The 17,593-nt window shown below is 73.7% G+C and carries 17 protein-coding genes (1 of these 17 running past the window's edge); 4 read left to right on the top strand and 13 right to left on the bottom strand.

Annotated features, from left to right (window positions below; all coding sequences use genetic code 11):
- On the bottom strand, window positions 1–492 hold the 5' portion of the coding sequence (gene proC / locus OG422_RS17865) for a pyrroline-5-carboxylate reductase (protein WP_405743683.1). It extends 318 nt beyond the left edge of the window; only the first 492 of its 810 coding nucleotides appear in the window; its start codon is at window positions 490–492; its stop codon lies off the left edge, out of view.
- 544 nt (window positions 493–1,036) lie between these two features.
- Between proC and OG422_RS17860 the strand changes: the two genes are divergently transcribed.
- Window positions 1,037–2,455: a M1 family metallopeptidase gene (locus OG422_RS17860; RefSeq protein WP_405743682.1), complete on the top strand. Its 1,419-nt coding sequence runs from the start codon at window positions 1,037–1,039 to the stop codon at window positions 2,453–2,455.
- Window positions 2,456–2,580: 125 nt separating this feature from the next.
- Here OG422_RS17860 and OG422_RS17855 read toward each other — a convergent pair whose 3' ends face one another.
- The 3 genes from OG422_RS17855 to OG422_RS17845 form a co-directional block, all read right to left on the bottom strand.
- Window positions 2,581–3,477: a class I SAM-dependent methyltransferase gene (locus tag OG422_RS17855; RefSeq protein ID WP_405743681.1), complete on the bottom strand. Its 897-nt coding sequence runs from the start codon at window positions 3,475–3,477 to the stop codon at window positions 2,581–2,583.
- A 193-nt stretch (window positions 3,478–3,670) separates the two neighbouring features.
- Entirely contained in the window at window positions 3,671–4,249 is a 579-nt protein-coding gene (locus tag OG422_RS17850) for a hypothetical protein (RefSeq protein ID WP_405743680.1), read from the bottom strand.
- 274 nt (window positions 4,250–4,523) lie between these two features.
- A complete protein-coding gene (locus tag OG422_RS17845; RefSeq protein WP_143944531.1) occupies window positions 4,524–4,838 on the bottom strand; it encodes a peptidase in 315 nt (104 codons plus the stop codon).
- A 188-nt stretch (window positions 4,839–5,026) separates the two neighbouring features.
- Here OG422_RS17845 and OG422_RS17840 point away from each other — a divergent pair, with 188 nt between their 5' ends.
- Window positions 5,027–7,459 carry a protein kinase domain-containing protein gene (locus tag OG422_RS17840; protein WP_405743679.1) on the top strand — a complete coding sequence of 811 codons (2,433 nt, stop codon included), beginning with the start codon at window positions 5,027–5,029 and terminating at the stop codon, window positions 7,457–7,459.
- 24 nt (window positions 7,460–7,483) lie between these two features.
- Here the strand turns inward: OG422_RS17840 and OG422_RS17835 are convergent, their stop codons facing one another.
- The 8 genes from OG422_RS17835 to OG422_RS17800 all read right to left on the bottom strand — a co-directional run bounded on the left by OG422_RS17835 (window position 7,484) and on the right by OG422_RS17800 (window position 14,860).
- The gene (locus OG422_RS17835; RefSeq protein WP_143943321.1) at window positions 7,484–7,669 is read right to left on the bottom strand and encodes a DUF397 domain-containing protein; all 186 of its coding nucleotides are present in this window, start codon (window positions 7,667–7,669) and stop codon (window positions 7,484–7,486) included.
- Window positions 7,670–8,448: 779 nt separating this feature from the next.
- Window positions 8,449–9,276 carry a hypothetical protein gene (locus tag OG422_RS17830; protein WP_405743678.1) on the bottom strand — a complete coding sequence of 276 codons (828 nt, stop codon included), beginning with the start codon at window positions 9,274–9,276 and terminating at the stop codon, window positions 8,449–8,451.
- Window positions 9,277–9,342: 66 nt separating this feature from the next.
- Complete coding sequence (locus OG422_RS17825) at window positions 9,343–9,849, bottom strand: SigE family RNA polymerase sigma factor (RefSeq protein WP_405743677.1); 507 nt, start codon at window positions 9,847–9,849, stop codon at window positions 9,343–9,345.
- A gap of 306 nt (window positions 9,850–10,155) precedes the next feature.
- A complete protein-coding gene (gene cseC, locus OG422_RS17820) occupies window positions 10,156–11,457 on the bottom strand; it encodes a two-component system sensor histidine kinase CseC (protein WP_405743676.1) in 1,302 nt (433 codons plus the stop codon).
- An 8-nt stretch (window positions 11,458–11,465) separates the two neighbouring features.
- Window positions 11,466–12,179 carry a two-component system response regulator CseB gene (gene cseB, locus OG422_RS17815; RefSeq protein ID WP_143943326.1) on the bottom strand — a complete coding sequence of 238 codons (714 nt, stop codon included), beginning with the start codon at window positions 12,177–12,179 and terminating at the stop codon, window positions 11,466–11,468.
- Between the two features lie 9 nt (window positions 12,180–12,188).
- Window positions 12,189–12,860: a hypothetical protein gene (locus tag OG422_RS17810; RefSeq protein ID WP_405743675.1), complete on the bottom strand. Its 672-nt coding sequence runs from the start codon at window positions 12,858–12,860 to the stop codon at window positions 12,189–12,191.
- A gap of 55 nt (window positions 12,861–12,915) precedes the next feature.
- Window positions 12,916–13,473 carry a SigE family RNA polymerase sigma factor gene (locus OG422_RS17805; protein WP_143943328.1) on the bottom strand — a complete coding sequence of 186 codons (558 nt, stop codon included), beginning with the start codon at window positions 13,471–13,473 and terminating at the stop codon, window positions 12,916–12,918.
- Between the two features lie 424 nt (window positions 13,474–13,897).
- The gene (locus tag OG422_RS17800) at window positions 13,898–14,860 is read right to left on the bottom strand and encodes an A/G-specific adenine glycosylase (RefSeq protein WP_405743674.1); all 963 of its coding nucleotides are present in this window, start codon (window positions 14,858–14,860) and stop codon (window positions 13,898–13,900) included.
- Window positions 14,861–15,142: 282 nt separating this feature from the next.
- On the opposite strand from OG422_RS17800, the gene OG422_RS17795 reads away from it, so the two are divergent.
- Window positions 15,143–15,775, top strand: a complete 633-nt coding sequence (locus tag OG422_RS17795; protein ID WP_405743673.1) for a pyridoxamine 5'-phosphate oxidase — start codon at window positions 15,143–15,145, stop codon at window positions 15,773–15,775.
- Between the two features lie 23 nt (window positions 15,776–15,798).
- On the opposite strand, the gene OG422_RS17790 is transcribed toward OG422_RS17795, so the two are convergent.
- Window positions 15,799–16,407: a phosphatase PAP2 family protein gene (locus OG422_RS17790; protein WP_405743672.1), complete on the bottom strand. Its 609-nt coding sequence runs from the start codon at window positions 16,405–16,407 to the stop codon at window positions 15,799–15,801.
- A gap of 245 nt (window positions 16,408–16,652) precedes the next feature.
- Here OG422_RS17790 and OG422_RS17785 point away from each other — a divergent pair, with 245 nt between their 5' ends.
- Window positions 16,653–17,453, top strand: a complete 801-nt coding sequence (locus OG422_RS17785; RefSeq protein ID WP_405743671.1) for a hypothetical protein — start codon at window positions 16,653–16,655, stop codon at window positions 17,451–17,453.
- The last annotated feature ends 140 nt before the right edge of the window (window positions 17,454–17,593 follow it).

The following is a 17,593-nucleotide window of genomic DNA, read 5'->3' as shown; positions in this document are numbered from 1 at the left end:
GTCCTGCTGGGTCTCCGGGACGCGCAGGGTTTTGCCGACGCCCGCAAAGATTTCCTCGGCGCGGCGGAGGTGGTCGCCGGTGGCGTGGGTGCCCGCGGAGATGACGGACATGGCCTCGTCGACGAGGGCGGGGGTGTTGGTCATGACCCGGACGACCGGGGTGCCCTCGGCCAGCCGATCCTCGAAGAAGGCGGTGGGGATGCCCGCGGCGCCGCTGATGACGAGGCGGTCGGCGGGGACATGCGGGGCCAGTTCGGTCAGGAGGGCGCCCATGTCCTGCGGCTTGACGGTGAGGATCAGGGTGTCGGCGGCCTCGGCGGCCTCGGCGTTGGTGACCGCTTCGACGCCGTAGCGCTCGCGGAGTTGGGCGGCGCGCTCGGGGCGGCGGGCGGTGACCAGGAGGTCGGCGGGCGCCCAGCCGCCGCGGATCATGCCGCTGAGCAGAGCCTCGCCGATTTTTCCGGTGCCGAGTACGGCGACCTTCTGAGCCATGTTGCGCTTCACCTCGCCGGTGGTGGTGCCAGGGTGCGGTGCCGGTTTCCCGCGGTTTTCCCGTCGGTGCCCGCGGCTGTGGGCCGGGCGGGCGGTGGCGGCACGTCCTGGGGTTGCCTGATTGCGCGGCCATCCTCGCACCTGGGGGTGGGAGGTGGCGGGGGTGTTCCGGGGTGCGGACGGTGGGGTGGGCAGGGGCGGGGCCCGTAGGGGATGTGCCGGGGGCGTCTGCGGGTGCGCCGGGCCCGTAGGGGACGTGGACGGGCGCGGCTGCATCGGGCCCTTCTCCGCATCCCTTACGGGCCCGCCTCCGCCCCTACGGGTTCCCGGCGAACCCCTGAGATCGCCCGATCCCGTCACGTTCGTCGCTGCTCGCCGGATCCATCCCGCCCCGTACCGGAAAAGTCCGTAGGGTCGACGGTTCGTGATCACGCGGGGCCGGGCGGGGTGACCGGGTGGTTCCCGGTTCGGTGTTCCGCGTTCGGTTCCCTGTCCGGTCCATGTCTGGAGTTCTGTGAAGCGCCGGTCCGTCCGTTTCCGTCGTGTGGCCGCTGCCTCGTGTGCCGCGCTCGTCGCCGTTCTGCTGGTGTCGTCCTGTACGGAGGGGTCGGCGGTCAAGGGGACGGCGGGGGCGGGTGGGGTCGGGGATCCGTTGTTTCCCACGCTCGGGAACGGCGGGTACGACGTGCGGCATTACGGGCTGGATCTGGCGTATGACGTGGCGAAGAAGCGGCTCGATGCCACGGCGCGGATCAGTGCGAAGGCGACGCGGGACCTCAGTTCGTTCCGGCTCGATCTTCAGGGGCTGCGGGTCACCTCCGTAAGGGTCGACGGGGCTGCGGCCGGGTTCTCCCGTAAGGGGCACAAGCTGACGGTGCGTCCGGCGGAGGGGCTGCGGAAGGGGCGTGCGTTCCGGACAACCGTGGCGTACGGCGGGGTGCCGCAGGAGATGACGGATGCGGACGGGGCGTCGGAGGGGTGGGTGAAGACCGCGGACGGGGCGTTCGTGTCGGGGGAACCGGCCGGGTCGATGACGTGGTTCCCGGGGAACAACCATCCGTCCGACAAGGCGGCGTACGACATCCGGATCACCGTGCCGCGCGGGTACACCGCGGTCGCGGGCGGGGAGCTGCGGTCGAGCGTCACCTCCGGGGGCCGGACGACGTTCGCGTGGCACTCCGGGGAGCCGATGGCGACGTATCTGGCGACGGCGACGATCGGGCGGTTCGACGTCCATCAGTCGCGGATGGCGGACGGGCTGCCGCTGTATGTCGCGGTGGACCCGAAGGAGGCGGCGGGCAGCCGGAAGGCGCTCGACCGGTTGCCGGAGGTGCTGGCCTGGTCGCGGAAGCTGTTCGGGCCGTATCCGTTCTCGTCGGCGGGGGCGGTCGTCGACCACGCGCCGGAGCGGATCGACTGGTACGCGCTGGAGACGCAGACGAAGCCGGTGTACGCGGGCGCCCCCGATATCTCGACGGTGGTGCACGAGACGGCGCATCAGTGGTTCGGGAACTCGGTGACGCCGCGGACCTGGAAGGACACCTGGCTGAACGAGGGTTTCGCGCAGTACGCGGAGTGGCTGTGGGAGGCGCACGAGGGCGGGCGCACGCCCCAGGAGCGATTCGATGCGCTGTATGCGCTGGAGGATGACGACGAGGACGAGGCGGACGGCGTCACGTACGAGGATGTGTGGGAGTTTCCGCCGGGGGATCCGGGGTCGGCGGAGAACGTGACGGGGACGCCGGTCTACGACCGTGGCGCGATGGTGCTCCAGCAGCTGCGGAACGCGGTCGGGGAGCGGGTGTTCTTCCGGATCCTGAAGGAGTGGCCGGCCGCGCACCGGCACGGGAACGCGAATTCCGAGGAGTTCATCGACTTCTGTCAGGAGCGTACGGATGTGGATCTGACGGAGCTCTTCGACGACTGGCTGTACGGGGAGGGGCGGCCGGACTGGGAGTACTGAGCGGGCCGGAGTACTGAGGCCCCGGAGCGGCTGCCCCTGGGAGCGGCGGCCCGGCGCCCTGGGGCTCAGGCACTCACGGGCTCGGCCCGCCCCTCCCGGGGCATGCGGGCCCGCCCGCCCCGGATTCAGCCGTCCGCGCGCCGCACGGCCGTGAGGTGGAGCGCGTACGCCTCCTCGACGACGCCGTCGGGGAAGACCTCCCGCAGCACGGCGTCCTCGGCGGCCAGGGCGGGTGCGGCCTCGGGTCCGAGGGCCGCGCAGTGGGAGCGGCTGCCGAGCATCGCGAGGTGCGTGGGGAGCGGGACGCGGCGGGTCCAGTGGAGCAGCCGGGTCGCGGGGCGGAGCGGCGGGCCCGGGAGGGCGAGGGCCGTGAGGACGTCCGGGGCGGTGACAGCGGCGTTGTGGCGGTGGTAGCCGGGGAGGCGGCGGGCGAGGCGGGCTTCCTGGGCGGCTTGCCAGGGGACGTCCGGGTCGGGAACGTTCCACCAGAGGGCGAGGGTGCCGCCGGGCCGCAGCACCCGTAGGGCCTCGGGGACGGAGCGCGCCGGGTCGGTCCAGTGCCATGCCTGGGCGTAGGTGACGAGGTCGAAGCCCGCACCGTCCGGGAACGGCAGCGCCTCGCCGCGGGCGCGGACCACCGGGAGGGCCGGGTGGGCGCGGTGCAGTTCGGCGGCCATCGCGGCGCCCGGTTCGACGGCCGTCACGCGGGCGCCGCGGGCGGCGAGCGGCGCGGTGGCCAGGCCCGTACCGGCGCCGACGTCCAGCACCCGGGCCCCGGCCAGCGGTCGGCCCGCCAACTCTTCGACGGCGTCGTGGAGCGACGGCGGGTAGCCGGGCCGGGCCGTGGCGTACTGCGCGGCGACGGTGTCGAAGGCCCGGGCCCGGGCCTCGTGGGTCGGCGGCTGCGGAAGGGGCTGCGGGAGCGGAAGCGGCTGCGGGTGCGGCCCCGACTCCGGAAGCGGCTCCGGAAGCGGCTCCGGCTGTGGAAGCCGCTCCGGCTCCCGCTGCGGCTCGTGCGCCATGGGACGGGCCTTTCTGTACGTGTGCCGGGGCCCGTACGGGTCCGCGGGCCGGGCCGCGCTTGTTCCGTACGCCTACGGGCCGTACGCCTACGGGCCGTACGCCTACGGGCCGTACGCCTACGGGCCGTACGCCTACGGGGTGCCCCTACGGGTTTACACGTACGGGGCGCGCCCCTGGGGCCGCTGTCGGCCGCTACTTCCGCTTCTCCTTAGGGGACTTCGTGTTCTGTCCGTTCTTCGCGCGCTTCGCCGCCGGGTTGCCCGTACGGGCCGTGCGGCGGCGTGCGTGGCGGGAGCGGGCGGCGGCGTACTCGGCGCGGTGCAGCTTCTCGCCGGGGGCCTCGATCAGGCTGCGGCAGAAGTAGGCGAGCAGCGAGCCGAGGAAGCCGATCAGCAGGAGGCTCTGCGCGGAGCGGTCGGCGGCGCTCGCCGAGGACGGGTCGGGGCGGCGGACGAACCCGTCCCAGGTACGGCGGAACGCCAGCGCGCTGCAGACCGCGAAACCGGCGATGACCAGCACGGTCACCAGCGGGCCGACCTCGCCGATCGCGAGGCCCTGGAACGCGAACCGCAGCACGATCGCGCCGGCCAGGGTGAGCACCAGCGATCCGGCGGCCACGGCGATGCGGCGCAGCGCGTAGCCGCGGTCGTGGTGGAGCCAGCAGGTGCCGAAGAAGCGGATCGGCTCCGGCTCGGGCCCGCCGTCCGCCGGGCCGTTGCCGGGCCCGGAGCCGCGCTCCGCGCCGCCGGGGGTCGTCCGCTCGTCGCTCATGTCTCAATTATCGCCGCCCGGGCCGGGGGCAAGGGAAACGGGCCGGGGCGGGCCCGGGGGCGCCGGGCTCACGTCCCGCGTACGGGCCATCGGGCGAACCGGCCCGCCACGGCCCCAGGAACGCCCGGCCCACGCCACGCCTCCGGGCCGCAGGACGCACCGCACCGGACCGGGCTGGACCGGGCTGGACCGCACCGGACCGCACCGCACCGACGACCACACGGGCCACCGACCGAACCGGCCCGCTGCCCGCCGCCCGCCCCCGCTCATCCCCTCATGACGTGCACCGCGGCGCCACGAACCCGCTGCTCCCCGTCCGCACATAGCTGTCGGACACGTACCCGCCCCCCGCGATCGCGTCCCAGATCTCCGAGACGCCCGTCGGGCCGGAGACCCGCTGGCCGTAGCGCTGGCAACGGATCTGGACGTACGAACCGGCCGGGAGCTGGCGTACGACGGGAGTGGTGGTGCCGGGGCCCTGGCGGACGTTGACGCGGTAGCCGGGGACCAAGGGGTACGAGGCGGCCGATGCGGCGCGGGCCTCGACGTCGCCCGCCGTGGCGTCCGACAGATCCTGGATGTCGCTCATGGTGTACTCCCCCGTGGAGTGCGCGCCGTCGGCGCGCGGTGGTGCGCCGACCCGGGCGGGAGGCGCCTGTCCACCGGGCACGCTAGCAAGCCTCGTTCGTCTCGTACGCACCATCGACTAGGCTCCGCGCGTACCCCTGCGCCCTGTGGGCGCGGGGTTCGGCACGGCGCAGGACACGGGGGTGGACGATGTCGTCGCTGCGGGATACCGGCGTGGAGCCGGAAGCGGAACATCCGGGATATGCGGGGCAGTACCGGCTGGAGGCGCGGCTGGGCGCGGGCGGGATGGGCGAGGTACACCTCGCGCGTTCGTCGTCGGGGCTGCGGCTCGCGGTCAAGGTGATCCATGCGGAGTTCGCGCAGGATCCCGAGTTCCGGGGGCGGTTCCGGCAGGAGGTGGCGGCCGCCCGGCGGGTCAGCGGGGCGTTCACGGCGCCGGTCGTGGACGCGGACCCGGACGCCGCCCGGCCGTGGATGGCGACCCTGCACATCTCCGGGCCGACGCTCGCCGAGCAGGTGAAGCGGAACGGGCCGCTGCCGCCCGATGAGGTGCGGGCGCTGGCCTGCGGCCTCGCCGAGGCGCTGCGCGACATCCACCGCGCCGGGGTGGTGCACCGCGATCTGAAGCCGAGCAACGTCCTGTTGGCGGCGGACGGGCCGAAGGTCATCGATTTCGGGATCTCGCGGCCGTCCGACAGCGAGATGCGCACCGAGACCGGAAAACTCATCGGGACGCCGCCGTTCATGGCACCCGAGCAGTTCCAGCGCCCGCGCGAGGTGGGTCCGCAGGCGGATGTCTTCGCGCTGGGGTCGGTGCTGGTGCATGCCGCGACGGGCCGGGGGCCGTTCGACTCGGACAGCCCGTATCTGGTGGCGTACCAGGTGGTGCACGACGAGGCCGATCTGGACGGTGTGCCGGAGGAGTTGACGCCGCTGATCGGCGCCTGTCTGGCGAAGGATCCGGCGGACCGGCCGACGCCGCGCGCCCTGATGGACCGGCTGCGGACGGATCTGCCGACCGAGATCCATCTCGACCTGTGGGAGCGGCTGGCGGAGGGCGGCCCGTCCGATACGCCGGTGAGCCTCGCGGCCGCACCGCGCGTGCCTGGGCAGGCGGGGGCACCGGATCAGTCGCTCGCCGCTGGGCAGTTGGGGCCCCCGGGGCAGGCGCTCGTACCCGGGCGGTGGCCCGCCGCGGATGCGTCGTCCGCGGAGGTGACGCATGTGCGGGATGCGCTCCGGGAGGTGACGGAGGGGGAGGCCGGTGCCGAGCCGGAAGCCGCGTTCCAGGCCGGAACGAAACCCGGCACCGACCCGGAAGCCGCATTCCCGGCCGGAACGAAACCCGGCACCGAGGCCCCGTCCCACCCCTCGAATGATGCCCCCGGGAAGACCCGTCGCCCTCGCCACCATCTCCTCCTCTGGACCGCCGCCGCCCTCGTCACCGTGCTGACCGGCGGTTTCGTCATCACCCAGGCCGTCCCCAGCAACGAAGCGCCGCGCCGTCCCGCCCCCGTCCCCACCGCCGCGTTCCACCCCTGGCGCACCACGCTCCTCCCCCGGCCCGCCGGGCACGAGGCCGAGATGCCTGCCTGTACGGCGGGGAGCGGTGGCGCCCGGGGCGGTGCCGTCTTCTGCGCGCAGCGTGGGGTGGCCGCCGCCCGTCTCGACCCGGCGACCGGCGAGGTGGTGTGGCGCCGCGCCGTGCCGCCGCCCGGGAAGACCGACACCGCGCCGCCCGCGCCGCAGCTCTCCGGCGGTCTCCTCTACGTCACCTCCGCCGACCGCACCCGGCTGAGCGCCCTCGACCCGTCCGCCGACGGCCGGGGCCGCACCCGTTGGTCCACCGGCCTCACCGCGTACCAGGGCGGCGCGGCCGTCACCGGGAACACGGTCCTGCTGACCGCCGCCGACGGCACGGTCACCGCCCTCGACAGCGCCACCCACCGCACCCGCTGGCACCACGCGTTCCCCGGGCACGCGCTCCCGGCGTTCCGGACGTACGGGGCCGACGCCCGCACCGCGTACGCCGCCGAGGCCACCCCCGACGGCACCGCCACCCAGCTCACCGCGATCGACCCGGCGAGCGGCGACGTCCGCTGGCACACCCGGCTCCCCGGCACGCTGACGGTCGCCGGCGCGGGCGCCTCCGGCGCGCTCTATCTCACCGCCACCGAGCCGAAGTCCGCGTTCCGCACCACCGCCGTCGTCCGGTACGACCCGCACACCCGGCGCAGCCACCGCCTGCCGCTCGCCGCCCCGCTGGATGGCGTCCTCGCGACGGTGCGCGGTGAGACGGCGTATCTGCTGGCCGAGGGCGGCGCCCTCCAAGCCGTCGGGGAGCGGAAATGGGACGTGGAGACCTCCGTCGCACGCGGCTCCGTGCCCATCGTGACGGGCGACGACCGCCTGTACTTCTCCTCCGCCGACGGCCGTCTCCTCGCCCTCGACGCCCGCACCGGCGACCTGACCGGCCAGACCCCGCCCCGCCTGAAGGCCACCCGGCACAACGGTTTCCTGGAGACCCTGCCCGCCCCCGTCCCGTCCCGCGACCGGATCTACGGGGCGTCCCCGGACGGCACGGTCTTCGCGGCGACGACGAAGGACCCGGCCACCTGGTGACCGGGTCCTTCGGAAGCACGTGCCTTACAGCGCAGCGCCCTTGACCGCCGAGACGAACGCGGACCACCCGGCGGCCGGAAACACGAGCGCGGGCCCGTGCAGGTCCTTGCTGTCGCGAACGGGGACGTTGCCGGGGAGGTCGGTGGCGGCCTCGACACGGTTGCCTCGGAGGAATGGGTCTCTACAGGTAGCGCAAGGGAAGTTGCGCAATGGGCGGGACCGCGGAGAACCGAAAAAAGCGGCAAGGAACGAGCAAAAGTGACTGCTATTGTCGCGAGTTCGCCGCTTTAGGATCGATACGAGGAATGCGCATGCGTGTGCCCACTTCACCAGGAGACCAGCAGCCCGACGGCAGACCCGACGGGGCCGAGCCCGGCCCCCGGGCCGAGCGCGACCCCTGGGCCGCGCCGCCGCCCGGGTCGGAGCCGGTCGAGCGGGTGCCGTACCCGGTGGCGACTCCGTGGGGCGCGCCCCACCCGCGTAACGGCATGGGCGTCAGCGCGCTGGCTCAAGGTCACCCTCAGCGGTGCCCCGGCGAGCGCTTCCAGCACCGGTGTGGCGCTCCCCGGCGGCCCGGTGTACCTCGATGACACCGTCGCCAACAGCTACTGGGTGAACAACCCGCGGATCGTCTACACCTGGTAACCGCGCCCGGGCCTTTCGGATACTGGACGGCGACGGCAGGAGAGACCATGGCATCCACTGTCCCGAGTCCCTACTCCAGCGCCGTCCACTGGCCCGTAGGGGAAGCGACCCTGACGGCCCTCAGTGACGGGTTCTTCGCCGCCGATCTGACGACCGTCCTCCCCCGCTTCGACACCAGGGAGGCGGCGCGCCTCCAGAGGGCGGCGCACCGGCCGGAGTGCGCCGCCCTCACCCACACCATGTATCTGCTCCGGGGACCGGGACACGGTCCCGCCCTGGTCGACGCGGGCATGGGGCACGGCTGGGGCCCCACCGTGGGGCATCTGCCGCACGCGCTGGCCGGGTCAGCCGACGGCACCGAGGATCGGCGCCCAGGTGGGACCGGTGAGTGCGGCCACCGCCTGCTTCTGGGAGAGCGGGGGAGCGTCGCGGGTCGGCTTCGGCCTGTTTCCGCTGCCGAAGTCGCCGGCGGTGTTCCACTGCACCATCTGAAGCTGGGCGCCGGTCGACTTCAGGGTCACCGTCGTCGTCCAGCGGTGAGCGAGGGCGGAGCCGGGGACGGGGTCGGCACCGATCGGCTGCCTTTCCGCGATCTTCTCCGACATCACCAGGGCTCCGCCGGGAAGCGTGGCGCTGCTCGGCAGCTCGCTCAGCTCGCAGGTGTCGCCGGCCTCAGCACGCCCGGCCGTATTGTCGCAGTTCAGCCCCTCGCCGTCCCTGAGCGGCAGCTTGAGCCGCAGGGCCGAGACACCGACGTTGGCGGTGCCGTGCCCGTCGTTGACGTCCACTCCGCCCTTGGCGACCCACCCCTTGGACGGATTCGAGGGGTCGTTGCTCTGTCCGTCCTCCCGGCCGAACCTGCTCCCGGGGAACGTCTTCTTCACGGCGTCGATCATCTGGGTGCCGCTGATCGCGGAACGGGGCATCGCCAGCGCCACCGCTTCCATGTCGGATCCTGCGGAGCGAGCCCCGGCGAGCACACCGGGGAGCACCAGGCCGGCTGCGGCGATCGCGGCGCAGGCGCCGACCCCGGCGAGGGCGCCGGCGCTGCGCCGACGCCGACTGCGGCTCCGCCCGCGCTCGACGGCTCCGCTCGTGAGCGTGGTGAGATCGGGTTCGAGGGAGTCGGTCGTACGGTCCAGGGCGTGTGCGAGGTCTGCTTCGAACGGCATGCCGGCGTCACCTTTTCTGTCGCTGATCAGGGTTTTGCGGTGGGTTCGCTCTGTGTGCACCGGTGTTCAGTGCGGAACCAGGTCGGACAGGCTGTCGCCGAGCAACGCGCGCACCCTGTTGAGTGCCCGGGTGCCCTGGGAGCGGACCGCGCTGCTGCTCAGCTTGAGCATCTGGGCGGTCTCCTCGATGCTGCGGTCCTCCCAGTAGCGCAGCAGCAGCACCGCCCGGTCTCGGGGCGGCAGTTGGCCGAGCGCGTCCAGCAGGGTGAGCCGCAGTGCGGCGTCCGGGCCGGCCGCCGCACTGTCGGGCAGGTTGCCGATGGGGCGCTCGCCGGTGCTGCGCCGACGCCGCAGGGTGAGGGAGGTGCGGACCAGAACCGTCTGGGCGTAGGCCGCCGGGCTGTCCGCTCTGGCCACCCGCTTCCAGTGCACGTACACCCGGCTGAGGGTTTCCTGAACCAGGTCCTCGGCAAGATGTGTGTCGCCGGCCGCGAGGACGTACGCCGAGCGGTACAGCGCCTTCGCCCTCGCGGCCACGAACTCCAGGTACTGATCCTCCTGTGCTGATTTCACTCGGCCCCCGCCTGTTCTCTTGTTCCGTGATCCCCTCGCATACCCCTCTTGACTACGTGAGACGGGAGGATGTCGCGCGGCAGGAGCACCTTCTTTTCCACCGCTGCCGCGTCAGCAGTGTTCGCGGGGGCGGGGTCTCCCCGTAAGGGACGCCAGGCGCGTAAGGGACGCCAGGCCCGTAGGGGACGCCAGACCCGTAGGGGACGCCAGACCCGTAAGGGCGCCAGACCCGTAGGGGACAGCGCCCCCGTAGAAAGAACGCACCCCGTAAGGGACGGACTCCGGACGCTCAGCGCCCCCGCCCGCTCACCGCTCCGGCAGATGAATGACCGGGAAGCTGCCGGTGGCCGTGGGGGCGTTCTCCGGGAGCCAGAGGATGGCGACGGCGCCGGTCGAGCCGTCGCCGAGTTCGTCGGCGTTGCGGAAGGTGAGGCGGGCACCGAGGACCCGGGCCTGACCTGCGGCGATGGTCAGGCCCAGGCCGTGGCCGCGACCGGCGCGGTCGCTGCTGCCGGTGCGGAAACGGCTCGGGCCCTCCTTCAGCAGCGCCTCCGGGAAGCCCTTGCCGTGGTCGCGGACGCGCAGGATACGGCCCTCGACGGTGACGTCGATGGGCGGTGTGCCGTGCCGGACGGCGTTGGCGATGAGGTTGCCGAGGATCCGTTCCAGGCGGCGCGGATCGGTGGTGGCCTCCGCGTCCCGGACGATCTCGACCCGTACGTCCGCGTTGAGGGCCCGCACGCGGCGGCCGACGAACTCGCCGAGCGCCACGTCCTGAAGCTCGGCGCGCTCCGCGTAGCCGTCGAGGCGCGCCACCTCCAGCACGTCCTCGACAAGGGTGCGCAGCACCTGCGCCCGGTCGCGTACCAGCTCCGAGGGGCGGCCCGGGGGCAGCAGTTCGGCGGCGGTGAGCAGGCCGGTGACGGGGGTGCGCAGTTCGTGGGCGATGTCGGCGGTGACCCGGCGTTCCGCCTCGATGCGCTGCTGGAGCGCGTCGTTCATCGCGTCGACCGCCCAGGCCAGATCGTCCGTCTCGTCCCGGATGCGGCCGCCGACCGCGTCGCGGATCCGGACGGAGGTGTCGCCGTCGGCGAGCTTCCCGGCGGCGGCCGCGGCCTTCCGCAGCCGCCGCGAGAGGCGGCCGCCGACCAGGACGCCCAGCGCGCAGCCGCCGACGACGACGGCGGTCGAGCCGAGGACCAGCGCCTGGTCGAGGTCGTCGAGGACCTTGAAGCGGTCGTAGTAGCGGTTGTGCATCGACAGGACCCGGCCGTCGCCGAGCGGGGAGGCGGCCCACACCTCGGGGGCGGCCTCGCCGTGGTCCTGGAGGTAGGTGGCGCGGGTGTTGGTGAGGACTTCCTTGCGCAGCTCCGCGGGGAGCGCCGGGTCGTCGACCTTGGCGCTGAACAGCAGCCGGCCGGTCGACTCGTAGATCCGCTGGGTGGAGTTCAGCCGCTCGATCTGGACGTCACGGCTGTTGTCGAGCATCGAGGCGCGCGCCGCGTTGTGCACGACGAGGCTCAGCGCCACCGCCACCAGCGCGCCGACCAGCGCGATGGCGGCGCTGAGCTTCCATCGCAGCCCCGTCCGCAGGGGGAGCCTCAACACCTGGCGCGTCAGCCTCTCAGCTTGTAGCCGAAGCCGCGGACCGTCTCGATGCGGTCCTGTCCGATCTTGCCGCGCAGCCGCTGGACGTGGACGTCGACGACGCGGGTGTCGCCGCCCCAGCCGTAGTCCCACACCCGCTCCAGCAGGCGGTCGCGGGTCAGGACGGTGCCAGGGGCGTCGGAGAACTCCAGCAGCAGGCGCATCTCGGTCGGCGTCAGCGCGACCGGCGCGCCGCCCTTGCGGACCTCCATGCCCTCGGTGTCGACCTCCAGGTCCCCGAAGCGGAGTATCGCCTCGGCGGGCGCGGCGTCGCCGGACGCGTGGGCTCCGTTGCGGGCGTCCGGGCCGCTGGCGTGGCCGAAGCGGCGCAGCACGGCGCGGATCCGGGCGACGAGGACGGCGCCGTCGAACGGCTTGGTGACGTAGTCGTCGGCGCCCGCCTCCAGGCCGAGGACCACGTCGATGGAGTCGGCGCGCGCCGACAGCATGATCACGGGGACGGTGGACTCGTCCCGGATGCGGCGGCAGAGGCTGACGCCGTCCAGGCCCGGCACCATCACGTCGAGGAGCGCGATGTCGGGCCGGTCGGCGCGGAACGCCTCAAGACCGGCGAGCCCGTCGGGCATCGCGGTGACCACGAACCCGTCGCGTTCCAGGGCAAGTTGGGTGGCCTCGCGGATGACGTCGTCGTCCTCGACGAAGAGCACATGGGTGTCGGCCATGCCGTTGTCTCAACCCTCCGATGTGTCGTCGTCATCGGGCCCGGGGCCGTCGACGGTGGTCTTGCTGTAGTCCGTGTGGTACCGGTCCAGCTCCGCGAAGCGGTTGTGGGACCAGCGGTAGGTGGTCACGTCCTCACCGGACGGGCAGCACACCTTGTCGCCGGTGCCGTAGGTCTGCTTGGAGACCTCCAGGTCCCCCTTGTCGACCCCGGCGGAGACGGACGGCTGCTCATCGCTGAACACGTTGTCATACCCGCTGCCGCCCGCGGCGCTCCTGCGGTAGACGTAGGCGCCGATCCCGATGGAATCCGCGCAGGTCATGACGTTGACGATGACGTCGGGGGCCTTGTTGCCGGTAAGTGAGGCGTACGTCACCTCGATCGGGTACGCGTCCGCGACGCAGGGCTTGGCGAGGGTCCGCTTCACCTCGCCGCTGACCTTCGGGTCGCCCTTCAGCAGCGCCACCGCGTCGATCTTCCTCAGGGACGCGCCGGTGGTGGGCGAGGGGTCGTCGGAGGGGGCGTGCCCGGGGGCCGGGGCGGTGGTGGTCGGCGTGCCCTCGCTGCGGACGCCCTCGCTGCCGGGGTGGCAGCCGGCGAGCAGCAGACCGAGCGCGGCCACCCCCGCCGTGGCCGCGCCGCCTGTGGTCAACCCGCCCGTGGTCAACCTGTTCCTGGTCAATCCGCTCCTGCTCACCGCGCTGTTCGCACAGTCGCCGTTCCTGATGCCGTACCGCTCAGGCCGCGCACCGCTCCCGCTCCCGCTCCGCCTCGCCGCGCTCCAGCATGCGCGCGTCGATGTCACGGTCGGCCAGCTCCTGGCGGAGGCGGGCCAGTGCCCGGTGCAGCGTGCTCTTGACGGTACCCGTCGACATGCCGAGCGCGGCAGCCGTCTCCTCGGTGCTCATCTGCTCCCAGTGTCGCAGCACGACGACGCTGCGCTGCTTGGGCGCCAGAACCCCGAGGATGTCCATCAGGAGGGCGCGGTCGGCGCGCTGCTCGGTGCCGTCGTCGACGCTCGCGTCGGGCAGCTGCTCGGTCGGCACCTCTTCCAGCTTCCGCGCCCGCCACCACTCGGTACGGGTGTTGATCATGACGCGGCGGAGGTAGGCGTCGGCCAGCGACTTGTCGGCGATGCCGTCCCAGCGGCCGTACGTGCGCACCAGCGCCGTCTGGAGGAGGTCCTGGGCGTCCACGGGGTCCGGCACCAGCCGCCGGGCGCTCCTCAGCAGCGCGTCCTGCCGCGTCCGTACGTACTCCTCGAAGTCCAGTACCTTGCCGCCGCTGGTCGCCATTCCGACGCCTCCGCTCCGCTTTTGCGAGTCCCCACGTTGAACGTGCCGGTGGTCATCTCCGGCACGAGGAGGACGCTACGGAGGGGGTGTTGCGGCGCAATGCGCGTCGGCCCCACAGGCAGTGCACGGAAATCCGTCGGTTGTGTAACAGCGGCCCGGGGGTCCTCCCAGGGACGGACGACGGGTCCGAAATGCGTCATCCTCCGGACGGACGGGGGCCACCAAAGGTACGGGCGCCCGGATACGGGGCGGTCGGATACGGGGTGGGCGGCCCGGGGTGCGTGGGGCGCGGGCTCAGGGGCGGTGCCTCCGGGGGCGGTGTGCGGCGAGCCGTCCCGGGTACGGCAGCGGGCCGCCCCCGGGTACGCCGGAGGGACGCGCCCCGAGGACGCGTCCCTCCATGAGTGGCCGGTTCAGGTGGCCGTCAGGTGCGCGGCAGGCGGTAGCGGCCGCCGGGCAGCGGTTCGACCAGGCCGTCGGAGACCAGGCCGTCCAGCGCGCGGGCCCGCTGCACCGGCTCGTTCCACACCGTGTCCAGCGCCGCCTGCGGCACCGGCGCCAGCGCCTCGCGCAGCACGGCGAGGAGCTTGCCGCGGACCTGCCGGTCGGTGCCCGCGTACGTCTGGGTGCGGCGGGCCGGGCCTTCGTGGGGCGGGGATCCGGCCAGCTTCCAGGCGCACCGGGCGGCGATCGGGCAGCGCCCGCACTCCGGGCCGCGCGCCGTGCACACCAGCGCGCCCAGCTCCATCGTGGCCGCCGCCCACTTCGCGGCGATCCGCTCATCGTCCGGCAGCAGCGCCCGCGCCAGCTTCCGCTCGGCGGCGGTGGTGGCGTTCGGCGGGAACTGGCGGCCGGTCACCGCGCGGGCGAAGACCCGCCGCACGTTCGTGTCCAGCACCGCGTGCCGCTGCCCGTACGCGAAGGAGGCGACGGCGGCGGCGGTGTACTCGCCGACACCGGGCAGCGCCAGCAGCTGGCCGTGCTCGCGCGGGACGTCCCCTCCGTGGCGTTCCTGTATGGCCAGCGCCGCGGCGTGCAGGCGCAGGGCCCGGCGCGGGTAGCCGAGGCGGCCCCAGGCGCGGACCGCCTCGCCCGGCGCCTCGGCGGCCAGGTCGGCGGGGCGCGGCCAGCGGGCCAGCCACTGTTCGTAGACCGGCAGCACGCGGCTGACCGGCGTCTGCTGAAGCATGAACTCGCTGACCATCACGCCCCAGGCGCCCGCCTCGGGGCGGCGCCAGGGCAGGTCGCGGGCGTGTGCGTCGAACCAGTCGGTGACGGGACCGTGGAGCTGGGACCCGTCGGACCCCTCCGCGGCCGGTACGGCGGCGGAGGGCAGAGAGGCGGCGGAGGGCGGGACCGTGGGGGTGGTGGCGGGGATGGAAGTCATGGCCCGACGATCCTGGCACGGGCGCACCCGCCCAGGAGACGCGCCGGGCCCGCACCACCGCACGCCCACCCGCAAGCGGGAGGCTCGGTACGTACGGGTGGCGGCTTACCGGGGGTAGGGGGTGCCGTCCGGCCGGGGGCCCGGGGGCCTTGGGCGGGCACGGGTGCGGCTCCCCCGGGGCGCCCCGCCCGCGTAGGCCCCGCCCGGGGCGGCAGAGTGGAGGGAGGCGCGGGCGGCGAGCCACCGCCCGGCCGTGCGGCACCAGGACAGGAGACGGCGACGATGACCACGTACGAGGCGGACAGGCCCGAGAACGAGGCACCCGGCGCGCCCGGCGCACCCAGGGACGAGGCACCCGGCGCCCCCAGGGACAGCAGCCCCGGCGCCCCCGGGGACAGCACCCCCGGCGGCGCGGGTCCCGGGCCGGGCGGGGACTGTCCAGCCGGGATCCGGCAGGCGCTGGCCGCCCATACGACGCTGACCCTGGCGTACACGGACGACGACGGGCCGCAGGCGTGCGCGGTGCTCTACGCGCCGGGCGGCGACGCGTCCGCGCCCCTGCTGTACTTCGTCACCGCGCATTCCACCCGGCACGGGCGGGCGCTGGCCCGGCCCGGTGCCCGGGTGGCGTTCACGGCGCAGCGCGACGGTCAGGAGTGGAGCGGGCTCACCGGGCTCCAGGGGCGCGGCGGGTGCCGGGAGCTGACCGGCGCCGCGCGGGCGGGGGGCTGGGCCGCGTACACCGGCCGGTTCCCGTTCGTCGCCGGGGACGAACGGCTGCGCGCGGCCCTGGAGCGGACCGCACTGTGGGAGCTGCGCCCGGACTGGCTGCGGCTGATCGACAACGGCCGGGGCTTCGGCCACAAACAGGAGTGGCGGCCCCAGGACCTCTGGCCCTGCGCCGCCACTCGGTGATCCCCCGTTCCCCGTTCCGCCGGTCAGCCGGCCGCGTGCGACCCCCGTCGCGCCTCGACCAGCGGCTTCAGCGGCCCCGTACGCAGCTTGATCACCAACGTGGTCATCGGACCGGCCAGCACCCGGAAGCAGATCGCCGCGACCACGGCGCCGACGAGCAGCCCGACGGCGACGTCGTGCGGGTAGTGCACGCCGACGAAGACCCGGGAGAAGCCGGTCAGCAGCGCCACCGGCACCGCGAGCCAGGCCGCCGCGCGCCAGGCGATGAAGATCCCGACGGCGAGGGAGGCGGCGATCACCGAGTGGTTGCTCGGGAAGGACCAGTCCCCCTGGGGCGGACAGGTGGCGATCGACGCGGCGGCGTGCGCCACCGCCCGGCACGGCCGCTGCTCCTGGACGAAGCTCTTGAGGATCTCGCTCAGGAGGTAGGCGACGGCCGTGCCCACCGGCACCAGCACGGCCAGGGCGACCGCGCGCGGTGCGAGGCGCCGCGCCCGCCACCAGCCGAGGACGGCCACCGCCATCAGAAGCAGAATCCCGCCTTCGGTACCGGCGTCGGCGAAGGAATGGACCCACCCAGGGGTGCCGTGCGCGAAGTCGGTGACATCGCGGTAGAGGTCGGTGCTGTTCATGAGGGCAGACGGTACGTAATGCCGGGGCCTCGGCGCACCTGGCGTACGGATCCGGGGCCGCCCGGGGCCCTGCGGAGGTACGGGCGGGCCGCCCCCGGCCCCCCTCCCGCCCCCTCCGAACCGATCACGGGAAGAGTTCCCGAACCGATCACGGGAAAAGCCGCCGTACCGATCATGGGAAAAGTTGCCGTTTCGTGCGGCGGGTAAGGGGCGGTGCCGGTGGTGATCTCTCGTAGAGTTTCCGCGTGGGATCTCTGCGCAATCCGATCGGGCCGCTCCCCTCCTCCATCTACTGGCGGCGGAGAGCCGTTGCGCTGGGCATTTTCGCGCTGCTCGCCCTCCTCGTGCTGTGGGTCCTCAACTGGGGCGACGGCAGCAGCCGCACCAACACCGAGGGCAAGGGCGCCGCGGGCCACGGCCCGGCCGACGCCATCACCCCGGGACCGTCCTCCACCGGCCCCGCCATCAGCCAAAAGCCGGGCGGCCGGGACGAGTCGGGCGGCGGCGGCTCAGGGTCGGGCTCCGAGGGATCCAAGGGCTCCGGCGACGCGGACTCCAAGGGATCCGGGGGCTCCGAGGGCTCCGGCAAGGGCCCGATCGGTACGGGCACCGGCGGCGCGCCCGTCGCGGCCGGTTCCGACCTGCCGAACTGCACCGGCGACGGCGCGGAGTTGACGCTGCGCAGCGTCAAGGACTCCTACCGCCCCGGTACGAAGCCCGAGTTCGAACTGACCGTCAAGAACACCGGCGGCGCCGACTGCAAGGTCGACCTCGGCGCGAAGGCCGCGGTGCTGACCATCACCGATCCCTCCGCCGACGACCCGGTCTGGGCCTCCGACGACTGCCCCAACGGCTCCGCCGCCGCCCTCATGAAGATCCCCGCGCACTCCACCGTCACCCGCACCGTCACCTGGGACCGCCGGGCGGGCGGCCCCGGGTGCGCCACCCCGAGCGCCGCCTCCGTACCCCCCGGCACGTACCGCGTCGAGGCCGCCGTCCCGGGCCTGTCCGCGGTCCACACGGAGTTCACGCTCGCCAAGGACTGAGGCCGGGACGAGGACGGAGGCCGGGCCACGGCCCGACGCCCTCCCGGCCGGACACCCTCCCGGCCGGACCGCCTCGGACCAGCATCTTCCGCTTGTTCCGCCCACAGAGGATCTGCTCAGAGCATGCGGCCCTGGCGGGG

Source organism: Streptomyces sp. NBC_01525 (assembly GCF_045040405.1).
Lineage (GTDB): Bacteria > Actinomycetota > Actinomycetes > Streptomycetales > Streptomycetaceae > Streptomyces > Streptomyces benahoarensis.
The sequence above is the reverse complement of the archived record's forward strand: the minus strand, read 5'-3'. Positions and strand labels throughout refer to the sequence as shown.